Genomic DNA, 13549 nt, shown 5'->3' on the forward strand with positions numbered 1-13549 from the left:
TATTTTAAGTTATTTCTTTGACAATAGCATTAAATCCTGTTTAGAAAAGAATTTTATTTGCCCCAGACAATGCAAAAAGCCCCCGATTCCTCGGGAGCTGAAATCTCAATGCTTAAGACACCACAAAATCAGCTTCGTCAGGCTCATACATCTGCTCCAAGTCTACCATATATATGTGCTCCTGCTCTGCGTTCTTCAAAATCCAATTGGAAAATCCGCTTTTTGAGAACAGCAGATACTGCACCACCGTATACTTCTTGTCGATAAGTTGGTGCCTTGCCTTCAGTTGCTCAAATACGCCCTTGTCCAAGACCTCGTTCTTGAACTTGCACTCACCAATGACCGCCTGTTTGCTGATACTGTCGATACCCACCACATCGATATCTGTTTCCTCTTTCTTGGCAGGATTAGTCCCCCACCATTTCCCTACCTTGGTAGTCAGACAGGCCAACCTGCCGGATGTGCCCATATACATGGTGTAATAGCGGCACATGTCTTCAAAGACACTCCCCATATAATTAGGCAGGTTCTTCTTGACCACATTATCATAGTATATAGCGCCACGGCCAAAGTCAATCATGCCTACTCCGGCAGAGACAAACTGGTACCAAAAGCGAAACATATTGTCAGCCAGCACATATTGCACCTTGCGCTTGTTGTTCTCGTCCGTAATGGCATAGTCCTTTCGCAGAATGCCTGTAGCCACCAGATTGGCCGCCGCATGAGACACCTTGGTTGAGTCCATATGTGTAAGGTCTGCTATGGTCGATATCTTGTTACGTCCCGCTGCCACTGCTTCTATGATGGCATTATACAGAGCCACATTCTTGAACTCCTGTGTCAGAAGATTATTGGGCTCCTCATAGAGATACCCCGTCTCAGCGAAAAACAGCTGCTTCAGATTGTCATCCAGCGATAAGCGGTCATCAAACATAGCCAGATACTTGGCTATGCCGCCGGTCACACCGTACACCACAGCCTTGTCCTCAGCAGAAAACTCAGGCACAAACTCCCCCGCCTCCATGTAATTGAAGGCCTTTAGCTTCATCTGTGAGGTTCTCCTGCCAAAGAGGGGACTCTTTTCACTCAACACTTCATCTTCCATGAAGCTGATTGATGAGCCGCTGAGAATAAGGAACATATTGCCGTCCAGCCATTCCCTGTCTATGAATTTTTGCAGAACAGACAGCAGAGACTTGTCCTGTTCTGCCAGATAGGGGAATTCATCTATGATAAAGATAATCCTCTCCTGCTGTGCTTTTTCACCAATCCAGCTGAAGAAATCCTCATAGGAGCTGAAATTGACCCCTCGCATCTCAGGAGCCAATGCCTCAATAGCATAGTCCCCCATCAACTTCAAGTTGCGCTGGCTACTGCTACGCACCGATGTATAAAATACAGCCTTCTTGTCCTCTATAAAGCGTTGAAGCAAGGTAGATTTCCCCACCCTGCGCCGACCATAGAGCACCATCATCTGAAAACCATCTTTATGATAAAGGCTATTCAGTGCTTCAAGTTCCCGCTTGCGGCCTATGAACTCTACCATCACAAACACCCCTTTAATTGAAGTACGCTTCATTGAAACCAACTTCAATATAATTATATCATAATCTTAACAGGATATCATCTTTTGTGAAGTTGACTTCATTAGAAGTCAATTTCAATGTCAAATATTTAAGTACAGTGATTCGCTCACACACTGCTTTAATCCGCCTTCTATGAGCTTACCATTGCCATGGAGCCAATAACTTTGCATCAGTTTGGACACAATAAGGTACAAATAAGGTACATTTAGGTCTTTCTAGGCAAAAGAAAAAACCCCCGGAACCCCGGAGGCCTTGATTTTTCTATGGAGCTAGCTGCAGGACTTGAACCTGTGACCTGCTCATTACGAATGAGCTGCTCTACCAACTGAGCTAAGCTAGCATATCCGTTACTTGCGCAACTGACGGGTTATATTATAATCCATCTCTGCCTCTCTGTCAATATATTTTTTTATTTCCTCTAACCTCATTGGCAAAACTTATAAGGCAGTCAGCCTATTGGTGCCAAACCAGAGCACATATTGAGAAGGTTTTTCCATTCAGGCGTAGAATATACAATATAGTGTAGTTTGTGCAGAAACATACATCAAGCTAATTGGTAAGGAGGCGGCGCCATGCCAGCCCTGCGCGTCTTAGTCATAGGCAACCAAATATTGGGCGACAACAAGATTGCACAAGAGCTGGCTTTGCGCCTGCCTAAAGACAGCCAGGTGGAGTTTTCTTCTGGTGCCGCTGAAGCCATCGAGAAGACGCGCCAGTTCAAACCCAATGCGGTGGTGCTGAATTTCTCCATGGCCCTCACCCGCATTGAAGGCGAAATGCTCATCAGCCTGCTGGCCAAGAAGATGCAGATTCCCACCATCGCTTTCGGCAGGGTCAATTCCAGCCAGCAGACCGCCCAGCGCATGGGTGCTCTCAAATACATGGTCAAGTCCTCGGACCCTCTGCTGTCCGATCACTTCTACCACCTGCTGGCAGATGACCTGCAGGCCTTGAGAAATGCCCCTGCCTCAGCCCGTCCTGGCGAAGGGTCAGCAGCTCCCCGCCCTGTCTCTTCCTTCAACCGTCCGGCAGCGCGTCCGGGCCTTTCTCCCCTGGCCCGCCGCACACCTTCGGCAGCTGTCCCGCCTGCCGCTCCCCCCTCCATGCCGCCTCCCCGTCGGGGCGGCCCCATCGAGCTCATTGCCATCGGCTCCTCTACTGGCGGTACGGAAGCCCTGTCCGTGGTGCTGCACGGGCTGAAACCTCCGCTGCCCGGCATTGTCATCGTGCAGCATATCCCGGCCATGTTCTCGAAGCTCTTGGCCAACCGGCTCAATGAAGAGTGTCCTCTCTCCATCAAGGAAGCAGAGACTGGTGACAAGGTGGAACCAAACCATGTGTATATCGCCCCAGGCGGCAAGCACATGACCCTCAGCCGCACAGGCTCAGGCCCCCTGGTGCTGGACTGCACCCCCGGGCCGCCTGTCCACAGCTGCTGTCCTGCCGTGGATGTGCTCTTTGACACAGTAGCCAAATATGTGGGGGACAAAGCCTTGGGGGTCATCCTCACAGGCATGGGACGCGACGGGGCTGACGGACTCTCGCAGATGAGGGCCCAAGGGGCCTATACCCTGGGGCAGGATGAGGCCACCAGCGTGGTGTACGGCATGCCAAAGGCGGCCTTTGATCAGGGGGCGGTGTGTGAACAGCTGCCACTGCCGGATATTGCGGCGGCTATTACTAGAGTTGCTAATAATAAGTAAATCCCGAAGATACTCTAAGACGAGTTTCTTCGGGATTTTTGGTTGCTCTCTTTGTTTGGTTTCGGCTGTTCATTTTCTTTGGCGCAAAGAAAACGAACCAAAAGAAAACGCGGCCTTGCCTTTCATCCATGAAAGCCAACGGCCGCAGGAGCGCCCATCCATGGGCGCCGGGGGGACGAGGGTTCGGTGGTTACCGATTTTTATATTTATAACCGAGCCACAGTGCAAACAACCACAAAGGCGTGATGATTACTGCCAGCTGCATGTCGGGGATCTGGGTCATCATGAAGACTACGCCTAAGAGGAACGCCAGGCAGAGGTAGTTGGTCCAGGGATGGAGGATAGCCTTGAACTTGGTCTCCTTGCCTTCCCTTCTGCAGTATTCCTTGAACTTCAGATGGGTGATGCAGATGACAATCCAGTCTACCACTGCCGCTGCTGTGGCTATGGAGATGAAGTACATGAAGACATGGCCCGGGAACATGTAGTTCAGCACGACCACCAGCAGGGTAATGCCCGATGATACCAGGATGCCGTTCACCGGCACCCCACGGCCGGAAATCTTTGCCAGGAAGGTAGGAGCGTCGTCATCAGCAGCCAGGCCGTAAAGCATGCGGCTGTTGCTGTAAATGGCAGAGTTGTAGACAGAAATGGCTGCTGTCAGCACCACGAAGTTCAAGATATGGGCAGCTGCCGGGATGCCCACATTGGAGAAAATCTGCACAAAGGGGCTGGCCTCCATGCCCACTTCATTCCAGGGCCAGAGAGCCATGAGCACTGCCATAGTCCCCACATAGAAGAGCAGGATGCGCACAATGACCCCGTTGATAGCCTGGGGAATAGTGCGGTCAGGGTCATCAGCTTCACCGGCAGTGATGCCGATGAGCTCAATGCCGCCGAAGGAGAACATGACCACCGTAAGCGACAGGCCCAGCCCCCACCAGCCATTGGGCAGGAAACCGCCGTGTGACCAGAGGTTGGAGACGTTCTCCGGGAAGGACATGTTGCCCCCAAAGAGCAGGTAAAGCCCCAGCACAATCATCATCAGGATGGCAGTGATCTTGATAAGCGCCATCCAGAACTCCATCTCGCCATACATGCGCACGTTGATGAAATTGGCTGCCGTAATGACAATGAGGCACACCAGAGCACTGACCCACTGAGGAAGATCCGGCAGCCAGAAATTCATGTAGATGCCCACCGCCGTGAGCTCTGCCATGGAAACAATGACGTAATTAAACCAATAATTCCACCCGGACATGAACCCTGGGAAACTGCCCCAGTATTTGCTGGCATAATAGCTGAAGGAACCTGATACAGGCTCGTCCACCGCCATTTCTCCCAGCATGCGCATGATGAAGAAAATCACGATGCCCCCCAGAAGATAGGCCAACATCACCGAAGGCCCTGCCAGGGCAATAGTGGAAGCAGAACCGTAGAACAGCCCCGTGCCGATGGCGCCGCCCAGGGCTATCATCTGCAGGTGACGGTTCTTGAGGCCCCGCCGCATTTTGCTTGCTTTCGCTTGACTCATTGATTCATCCCATTTCTAAAATAAATTGACACGAATGATATTATACAATAAATAAAGCAGTGCCGCCACCCGGAGGCACTGCCAATCTTTATTATCCAGTTTTTAGCTCAGCAGCAGACTGTCACTGGTGAGCTCGCTGCCTGCCGCTTTTTCGAACATGGCTAAGAGGTCCTTCACGGAGAGGTTCTTCTTCTCCTCCCCTGCCACATCCACCAGGATGCGCCCGTCGTACATCATGATCAGCCGGTTCCCCAGCCGCAGGGCATCGCGCATGTTGTGGGTGATCATCAGGGTGGTGAGCTGCTGTTCCTCCACGATTTTCTTCGTAAGGCTCAGCACCTGCTCTGCCGTCTTAGGGTCAAGAGCTGCCGTATGCTCATCCAGCAACAGCAGCTGAGGCCGCACCATAGTGGCCATGAGCAGGGTCAGTGCCTGGCGCTGGCCACCGGAGAGCAGGCCCACCTTGGACTCCAGCCTGTCCTCCAAGCCCAGGTGCAGGCCTGCCAGAAGCTCCCGGAAATGCCCCCGTTCCTTGTCGGAAGAACTCCAGCGCAGGGTGGGACGCTTGCCCCGCCGGGAGGCAATGGCCAGGTTTTCCTCTATCATCATATTGGCCGCCGTGCCCATCATGGGGTCCTGGAAGACCCTGCCGATGAACTTGGCCCGCTTGTACTCCGGCCACTTGGTGATATCCGTGCCCGCAATGGTGATGCTGCCTGTATCCACCGGAAAAGTTCCCGCAATGGAATTCAGGAGCGTTGATTTGCCCGCACCATTTCCGCCGATAACCGTCACGAAATCCCCCGGTGCAAGATGCAGGGAGAGTTTCCTGAGGGCCAGCTTCTCGGTGATGGAGCCGGGATTGAAAGTCTTGGAAATATCCTTGATATCTAACATATTCGTCCTTTCCGCCCTAACCCCTGCGCATCTTGCGCCAGCGGGACTGAATCAGCGGCAGGGACAGGGCAATGGCCACCAGCACCGCCGTGAAAAGCTTCAGGTCATTAGGCGGCATGCCCATCTGCAGGACAATGGCAATGACGCCGCGATAGACAATGGAGCCCAGGATGACAGAAATCAGGCAGTTCTTGAAGCTGCGGGTGCCGAAAAGCACCTCGCCGATAATCACGGAAGCCAGGCCGATGACGATGGTGCCTACCCCCATGCCCACATCGGCAAAGCCGTTGCTCTGGGCCACCAGGGCACCGGAAATAGCCACCAGTCCATTGGACAGCAGCAGGCCCAGCACGATCATCACGTCAGTGTCGATGCCGTTGGCACGGATCATGTGGGGGTTATTGCCAGTGGCACGCACCGCCGCCCCTATCTCCGTGCCGAAGAACCAGTAGCAGGCCAGGGACACCAGGAGCACGACCACAGCGCCGATGATCAGCACCGTCATGCTCTTGTCTCCCCCTACGGGGAAGATGGTGAAGATGGTTTCCTGCTGCAAGAGCGGCAGGTTGGCCTTGCCCATGACCCGCAGGTTCACGGAATAAAGGGCAATCATGGTAAGGATGCCCGCCAGCAGGGCCGGAATCTTCAGCTTGGTGCAGAGAAAGCCCGTCACCACACCGGAAATCATGCCAGCCACACAGGCCATGAAGATGGCGGGGATGGGCTGCCAGCCCGCCGTCAGCAGGGATGCCGCCACCGCCGCCCCAAGGGGGAAGGAACCTTCCACTGTCAGGTCAGCGATATCCAGCACCCGGAAAGTCAGATAAACTCCAATCGCCAGCAAGGCCCACAGAAGGCCCTGGGAGACGGTTGAAATAACCAGATCCATTTACTCAACGACCTCCGCATCCTTCAGTACATCCTCAGGCAGCTTGATGCCCAGGAGCTCTGCATTCTTCTTGTTCACGGAGACCTTCAGGTCCTTGGCCAGCTCCACGGGCAGGGTAGCGGTCTTGGCCTTGCCCTGCAGCACATCAGCTGCCATGTGGCCCGTCTGGACACCCAGCTTGTAGTAGTCAATGCCGTAGGTAGCCAGGCCGCCCACCTTCACCATATTCGGCTCGCCGCAGATGACAGGCACCTTGGCGCTGTTGGTGATATCGAGCAGAGTGGGGAAAGCGGAAGCAATCACGTTATCCGTAGGCTCATAGAAAGCATCAACAGAGCCGATGAGGCTCTGGGCAGCCTGCTGGATATCGTTGACGGTGGAGATAGTAGCCACCTTCACAGTGAGCCCCTTGCTCTCTGCGTATTCAGTCATGGCCTTGATCTGCACCTCGGAGTTCACCTCGCTGGAGGAATAGATGGTGCCGATGACCTTGGCATCAGGCTTGAGCTTCAGCAGCAGGTCGATCTGCTCCTTGATGGGGTTCATGTCGCTGGTGCCGGAAACATTGCCACCGGGCTCCTTGTTGCTCTTCACCAGTTTTGCACCCTCATAGTCGGTGATAGCCGTGCCCAGGATGGGAATATCCTTGGTGGCATTGGCTATGGTCTGGGCCGCCGGGGTGGCAATAGCGCAAATCAGGTCAAGCTTGGCGCTTACAAAGCGCTGGGCGATATTCTGCAGATTGGACTGGTCAGCCTGTGCGTTCTGGCGGTCAATGGTGAGGTTCTTGCCCTCCTCAAAGCCACGCTCCTTCAGGCCGTCCACAAAGCCCTTGTTGGCAGCATCAAGAGCATTGTGCTCCACCAGCTGGACAATGCCCACATGATAAGTCTTCTCCCCGCTGCCAGCAGCCTGGTCACCGCCGCCGCAGCCAGCCGTCAGGGCTGCCGTGGCAAACAGAGCCGCCGCAACCATCCCTTTGAGTTTTTTTACGCTTAACATATCAATCCCCACCTTTTTGTAATATTTGTTTCCTGTAAGTAGACAGGTTTTATTATACAACATTACACATAAAAATCAAGCAGAGGCCTGCAAGGATTTACCTTTATCCACCTAGAATAGTTATATAAACGAAACACGCAAAGGAGCGAAACCTATGGCAACAGCAGAAAGCGGCGACATCGTCTATGTGAAGCACCGGGGCTATCAGCATTTCGGTGTTTACACAGGCAATGATCGTGTCGTCCATTATTACAAAGAAAAGAACCCGCTGGTGTCCGACGGTATCATCAGGGAAACCAGCCTTTCCGAATTCATGTCCGGCAGCAACACCCTCTATGTGCTGAACGGGGACAGCAACCACAAGCAGCTCCTGGACTGGCTGATCAAGCGTATCTGGGGAGAGGACTTCCAGTCATTTTCCCCGGAAGAGACGGTAGCCCGGGCCCGCAGCAAGATTGGGGAAAAAGGCTACAATCTAGTAAGCAACAACTGCGAGCACTTCGCCCTTTGGTGCAAGACGGGAATTGGCATGTCCACACAGGTAGAAGAAATACTTTCCCTGCTGCTGCCCAAGCTTGATACCGTCCCTGCATCTCCCTCCCCCGCCCATGAGCAAAAAGAAAAGCACCTGCCGCCCAAAGCAGCAGATGCTGTAGATGATTGAATCCTTTTAAAATCTTTGCCTGTCCTTCAAGGCCCTTTCAATATCCCTCTTGGCAGCCTTGGCCTGGAGATCGGCACGCTTGTCGTAGTTGTGCTTGCCGGAAGCCAGGGCCAGCTCAAGCTTGGCCCGGCCATGCTTGAAGTAAATCTTCAGGGGCACCAGTGTGAAGCCCTTCTCTCTCGTCTGGCTGAAGAGCTTCACTATCTCCGCCTTGTGCATAAGCAGGCGCCGCACCCTCAGAGGGTCATGGTTGAAGATATTGCCCTGCTCATAGGGGCTGATATGCATGTGCTCTACAAAGACTTCGCCGTTCTTGATAAAGGCGTAGCTGTCCTTGAGGTTGGCACGGCCTGCACGGAGGCTCTTGACCTCAGTGCCCTTGAGTTCCAGGCCGGTCTCAAAGGTTTCATGTATAAAGAAGTCATGGCGAGCCTTGCGGTTCTCGCAGACAATCTTGATGGCAGCGTTCTGCTTTCCCATAGCCTCCACCTTTCTTCTTGAGATTTGACTTATGTTAAGGCGTTCGGGACAAGGGCACAGCAACGCTTCACTTGAAATTTTTCCTGCGGAAAAATTTCACACGTTACGCTTATGCTGCGTCCTTGCCCCTCACTTACTTTGCTCACTTTGAGTTACCCGTGCCGCCCTCTGTCTTGCGATTGAGATGGGGGCGGCCTTTTGGCGCGCCCTCACGGCGCATTTCCTGCTCCTTGCGCTCGTGGTAGCCGGGGGGATCTGGCCAGACAGCAGAGTTCAGGCCCGTGATCTTCACCCGGTGGTAATCACCCTCCCGGCGCTCCTCACGGCTCTTGCCGCCATTGCGCTTCCTGCCCAGGGTTTCCCTGGTGGCACGCTCTGCACGTCCCGTGCGGTCGGTGCTGCGCTCCTGTGCCCGGGAAGCACGGCCCTTGGCGGGCTTGTCTCCGGCAGGACGGGAAATCTTCTCTCCCGAAGAGCCGCGGCGCTTTGGGCGGTGGCCCTTATGCTGGCTCTTGCTCTTGCCGTCATCGGGAATCTCCTCCAGCACGGAAGCCACCAGGTCGCCATCCTTGGGGCCGCGCTTCCTGCCGCCGCGATTCCTGTCGCGTTCCTTGCGGTCAGCCTTGGGCTTGCCACTGTTCTTGCGGCCGCCGCCCACGGCATTTCTCAGAGCCTGGGCATCATCGGCGCCATTGTCCTTCAGCACGAAATCAAGGTTGCGCTCTTCCACATTGGCGCGCACCAATACAATCTGCACCTCATCACCCAACCGATACTGCTGCTGGGTGCGCTCGCCCACCATGGCGTAGAGGTCCTCACGGTACTCGTAGAAGTCGTTGATCATGGTGGAGACGTGTACCAGTCCCTCCACGCCGTTATCCAGCTCCACGAAGATGCCGAAAGCGGTGACGCCGCTGATGACGCCGGTGAACTCCTCACCCACGAACTGAGCCATGTACTCGATTTTCTTCATGTCCGTGGTTTCCCGCTCAGCCTCGATAGCCACCCGCTCACGGGCAGAGGCATGGTCGGCAATTTCCGGCAGCATGGTCTTCAGCTTGGCTTCACGCTCGCGGGGCATGCCACCCTCAGCCATTTCCTCGCGCAGGAGGCGATGGACAATGAGGTCCGGGTAGCGGCGGATAGGCGAGGTGAAGTGGGTGTAGTAGCGGGCTGCCAGGCCGAAATGACCCAGGGACATCTCGCTGTAGCGGGCCTGCTGCATAGAGCGCAGGGCCACGGTAGAGATGATGCGCTCCTCGGGCTTGCCCTGCACCTTCTCCAGCACCTTTTCCACATCCATGGGCTTGATATGACCAGCCTCATCCTTGCGGACAAAGAGTCCGAAAGCTGCCAGCAGGTTGTTGAAGCGCTCGATCTTTTCCTCGCTGGGCTGCTCATGGACGCGGTAAATGAAGGGCTTATGCCTGAGATCCATGTGCTTGGCCACGGTCTCATTGGCGGAGAGCATGCACTCCTCGATAATGGACTCAGCCAGAGAGCCCTCGCGCTTGATAAGGGCCACCGGGTGCCCCTTCTCGTCCAGCTTCACCTTCACCTCGGGCAGCTCGAAATCAATTGAGCCACGGGCATGGCGGATTTTCTTGCGAAGGTTCCTGATTTCTGCCAGAGTCTCCAGCATCTCCCTGATGTCCTCATTGTCGGACACGAAGGGATCTGCCTTTTCCACCAGCACCTTGTTCACCATGTTGTAGGTGAGGCGGCGGTATACATGGATCACCGTGGGGATGATCTCGTAGCTGGTAATCTCGCCCTCTGGAGAAAGGTGCATCTCACAGGCCATGGAAAGGCGGTCAACCCCTGCATTCAGGCTGCAGATGCCATTGGAAAGCTCCTTGGGCAGCATGGGAATCACGCGGTCCACCAAGTAAACGCTGGTGCCGCGCTCACGGGCCTCGATATCCAGAGGCTGGTTCTCCCGCACATAGTGGCTGACGTCAGCGATGTAGACACCCAGGAAGTAGGAGCCGTCCTCCTTCTTGTAAGCGTAGACGCCATCGTCCAAATCCTTGGAATCCTCCCCGTCTACAGTGACAATGGGGAAGTTGCGGCGATCGCGGCGGCCGCGATACTCCTCGGGGGAAGGTTCCTGCTCCACCCCATCGGCGGCCTTCTGAACCTCCTTTGGGAAGGTCTCGGACAAATCGTACTGGCGCATGACAGAGAGCACATCCACGCCGGGATCCCCCACCTTGCCCAGGATCTCGATGACATTGCCCTCAGCGCTGCGACGGCCATCGGGCCACTTGGTGATTTCCACCACTACCTTGCTGCCGGTCTTGGCCCCATGAATCTGCTTCTTGGGGATGAAGATATCCTGGGTGAGCTTGGTATTGTCCGGCGTCACAAAGCCAAAGGTCTTGCTGCTCTCAAAGGTGCCCACGATCTTCTCATTGGCCCGCTCCAGAATGCGCAGGATCTCCCCTTCACGGGAGCGCCCCTCCTGCTCAGAGGGCGTGACCCGGGCCACTACCCGGTCACCATGCATGGCAGAGCCAATGGCAGGCCCCGGCACAAAGACATCCGTCTCTTCCTCAGTCTCCCTCACATCGGGAATAATGAAGCCAAAGCCCTTGGCAGTCATGGAAATCCGCCCCACCACCAGGTGCATCCGGGCAGGGGTGCCATAGCGGTCGCTGCGGTTCCTGATGATGGCCCCTTCCTGCTCCAGCTCTTCCAAGGCCTCAGAGAAAGCCACCTGCTCCTCTTCGCTAAGCTCCAGATTCTCCGCCAGCTCCTCTGCCAAAAGCGGCTTATAAGCATCCTCACGCATATAAGCCAAAATACGTTCTTTCAATTCCATACGTTCTTACTCCAAAATAAAATTCCGTACAATCCGTACCACACAAACACTCGTACTATCAAACACTCGTACTATCCGAACCCCCAGGGCCCAAGGATGGGCCCCGTGGACGCGGAAATCACACGATGTGATTTCAGTCCACGTTTTCTTTTGGTTCGTTTTCTTTGCGCCAAAGAAAATGAACAGCCGAAACTTATCCTTCCTCGTCCAAAAAAGCTGCCGTCCTTGCAAAGACCAGCTCCCGCTCCGGCTCCAAGGGCAAAAGGTGCCCCGCCTTCTCCAACCAAAAAATCTCTTTCTCCGAACTCTTCACATGCTCATAGATATAATCGGCACTCCTGGGATCTGCCGTGTGATCCCCATAACTGTGCACAATAAGAATAGGCACCTCGATATTCTCCAGGCAGGCATTAGCCTTCTTCATGACCTCCAGCAGCTCATGGACGCACATCAGAGGCATCTTCCTATAAGTGCGGTTCACTGCCTCCGGCACATTCTTCAGATTCCGCCGGGCCTTGGGCACGTACTGTCCCACACACTCTTCCCGGGGAGGCAGTTTCTCCACCCCCCAGCCAGGATGGATGATGGCAGGGGCCGCCAGGGTCACCAGCCGCTCCAGGGGCTTTTCCGCCGCTAGCCGCAAGGCCAAGAGCCCCCCCATGGAGTGCCCCACCACGGAAATGTCCTCGCACAGCCCCGAAAGCAAAGCGTAGCCATCCCGCACAGAGTCCATCCAGTCCTCCCCGGTCATATGGCTCATATCCTCTACTTTAGTAGCATGTCCCGCCAGGCGCACTCCCAGCACCGTATATCCACGTTTTTGAAGGTACTTGCCCATGAGCAAAAGCTCCGCCGGCAATCCCGTGAAGCCGTGAATCAAAAGCACCCCGCGCTTTCCACCGGGCAAGAAAAAGGGTTCCGCCCCAGGCACGATCATCCCTGTCACCCTCCCACAACGTAAATAACATTTTTATTAGGTAATCTAAATCTAAAAGCGCCCCCGGTGATCCGGGAACGCTCAAAGAAGCTTCAATTAGTTGGTCATGCGGGCAATCACGATAGTGATTACGGCAAACAAGATGGCAAAGACCACCGTCACCCGCGCCAGCAGCGCATCCATGCCCCGCGCCTTGCTGGAGAAAACCGTATCGGCACCGCCGCCCATGCCGCCCATGCCAGCAGACTTAGCCTCCTGGCCCAGGATAGCAGCGATGAGCACGATAGCCACGATAGCATCCAGCACCATCATCAAAGTAAGCAAGTTTCAAGCCTCCCTTGCGTAACGTCTCTAATACATCTTCCCTATCATAACACAAAGAATACGCACCTGCAAGGAAGTTCAAGGAGAAAGCAACGCCATATCCGTCACCCTGCGCCAATCCAGCTACTATAATGAAGCTCACTTATTGAAGTAATCATACCACTGGGCAATTATGCTGTCCCTGTTCAGGGCAATCATCTTCAATATTCGGTTCAGTTCTTTTGTAGGAATATCGCTATTATTATTCGCCACAACCGGATTGCTCTCCGGCGGCAGCCATATTTTAGTGGCATTGCCCGTAGGCTTACCCTGGCAGACATGGACATGAATCGGCTCCCCTGCCTCATTTGACCAGAAGAATACTCTATACCCATATATTTCAAACAACGTCGGCAATGATTTCACCATCCTCACGGGCGATTTCCCAGATAAGAGAACTATTGTTCTTCACAAACTGGCGCAAGGTATACTCCTCGTCCTCAGTGAAGCCCATGCACTTTTTTAGGTAACAGGCTGGTAATACATACTCTGCCCTGTCAAATCCACGTTCTGTGGGCCGTTCCAAATATACGCATATACTCTCCCCTTTAGTTGGAGAGGTATGTATATCCGTAAAAGTAACATTTATGTTTTGCGGTACAAGTTTCATGTAACCATGTTGCATAGCAGTAAATCCTCCTTTTAAAATGTATCAAATTCTTGTGTAGAA

13 protein-coding genes and 1 tRNA gene are annotated in these 13549 nt (G+C 54.2%); 2 read left to right on the plus strand and 12 right to left on the minus strand.

Translation table 11 applies throughout. The features are described 5' to 3' along the window. Nucleotides 1-112 precede the first annotated feature (112 nt). On the minus strand, nt 113-1546 hold the full coding sequence (locus P159_RS0101760; RefSeq protein ID WP_029540859.1) for an ATP-binding protein: 1434 nt from the start codon (nt 1544-1546) through the stop codon (nt 113-115). Between the two features lie 304 nt (nt 1547-1850). Further along, a tRNA-Thr gene (locus tag P159_RS0101765) sits at nt 1851-1926 on the minus strand. Between the two features lie 232 nt (nt 1927-2158). Here P159_RS0101765 and P159_RS21095 point away from each other — a divergent pair. Next, nucleotides 2159-3289 (plus strand): CheB methylesterase domain-containing protein, encoded by a 1131-nt coding sequence (locus P159_RS21095; RefSeq protein ID WP_318253478.1) that lies wholly within the window; start codon nt 2159-2161, stop codon nt 3287-3289. Between the two features lie 190 nt (nt 3290-3479). Here P159_RS21095 and P159_RS0101775 read toward each other — a convergent pair whose 3' ends face one another. The 4 genes from P159_RS0101775 to P159_RS20445 form a co-directional block, all read right to left on the minus strand. Then, nucleotides 3480-4823, minus strand: coding sequence for an amino acid permease (locus tag P159_RS0101775; protein WP_029540863.1), 1344 nt, complete (start codon nt 4821-4823; stop codon nt 3480-3482). Nucleotides 4824-4925: 102 nt separating this feature from the next. After that, entirely contained in the window at nt 4926-5720 is a 795-nt protein-coding gene (locus P159_RS0101780) for an ABC transporter ATP-binding protein (RefSeq protein WP_029540865.1), read from the minus strand. 16 nt (nt 5721-5736) lie between these two features. After that, the gene (locus P159_RS20440; RefSeq protein WP_029540867.1) at nt 5737-6609 is read right to left on the minus strand and encodes an ABC transporter permease; all 873 of its coding nucleotides are present in this window, start codon (nt 6607-6609) and stop codon (nt 5737-5739) included. Further along, entirely contained in the window at nt 6610-7584 is a 975-nt protein-coding gene (locus tag P159_RS20445) for an ABC transporter substrate binding protein (RefSeq protein WP_029540868.1), read from the minus strand. A gap of 181 nt (nt 7585-7765) precedes the next feature. Here P159_RS20445 and P159_RS0101795 point away from each other — a divergent pair, with 181 nt between their 5' ends. Further along, a complete protein-coding gene (locus P159_RS0101795) occupies nt 7766-8275 on the plus strand; it encodes a lecithin retinol acyltransferase family protein (protein WP_051650050.1) in 510 nt (169 codons plus the stop codon). A 6-nt stretch (nt 8276-8281) separates the two neighbouring features. Here P159_RS0101795 and smpB read toward each other — a convergent pair whose 3' ends face one another. The 6 genes from smpB to P159_RS0101825 form a co-directional block, all read right to left on the minus strand. Further along, a complete protein-coding gene (gene smpB / locus P159_RS0101800; protein WP_029540873.1) occupies nt 8282-8755 on the minus strand; it encodes an SsrA-binding protein SmpB in 474 nt (157 codons plus the stop codon). Nucleotides 8756-8897: 142 nt separating this feature from the next. Then, nucleotides 8898-11579: a ribonuclease R gene (rnr, locus tag P159_RS0101805; RefSeq protein ID WP_029540876.1), complete on the minus strand. Its 2682-nt coding sequence runs from the start codon at nt 11577-11579 to the stop codon at nt 8898-8900. A 193-nt stretch (nt 11580-11772) separates the two neighbouring features. Beyond that, nucleotides 11773-12516 carry an alpha/beta fold hydrolase gene (locus tag P159_RS0101810; RefSeq protein WP_029540878.1) on the minus strand — a complete coding sequence of 248 codons (744 nt, stop codon included), beginning with the start codon at nt 12514-12516 and terminating at the stop codon, nt 11773-11775. 96 nt (nt 12517-12612) lie between these two features. Next, nucleotides 12613-12825: a preprotein translocase subunit SecG gene (secG, locus tag P159_RS0101815; protein WP_029540881.1), complete on the minus strand. Its 213-nt coding sequence runs from the start codon at nt 12823-12825 to the stop codon at nt 12613-12615. 153 nt (nt 12826-12978) lie between these two features. Then, on the minus strand, nt 12979-13245 hold the full coding sequence (locus tag P159_RS0101820; protein WP_318253500.1) for a DUF4160 domain-containing protein: 267 nt from the start codon (nt 13243-13245) through the stop codon (nt 12979-12981). Then, a complete protein-coding gene (locus tag P159_RS0101825; protein WP_318253479.1) occupies nt 13220-13405 on the minus strand; it encodes a hypothetical protein in 186 nt (61 codons plus the stop codon). The genes P159_RS0101820 and P159_RS0101825 overlap by 26 nt, the downstream gene beginning before the upstream one ends. Between the last annotated feature and the right edge of the window lie 144 nt (nt 13406-13549).

Origin of the sequence: Selenomonas sp. AB3002 (assembly GCF_000702545.1) — a bacterium.
Lineage (GTDB): Bacteria > Bacillota > Negativicutes > Selenomonadales > Selenomonadaceae > Selenomonas_B > Selenomonas_B ruminantium_A.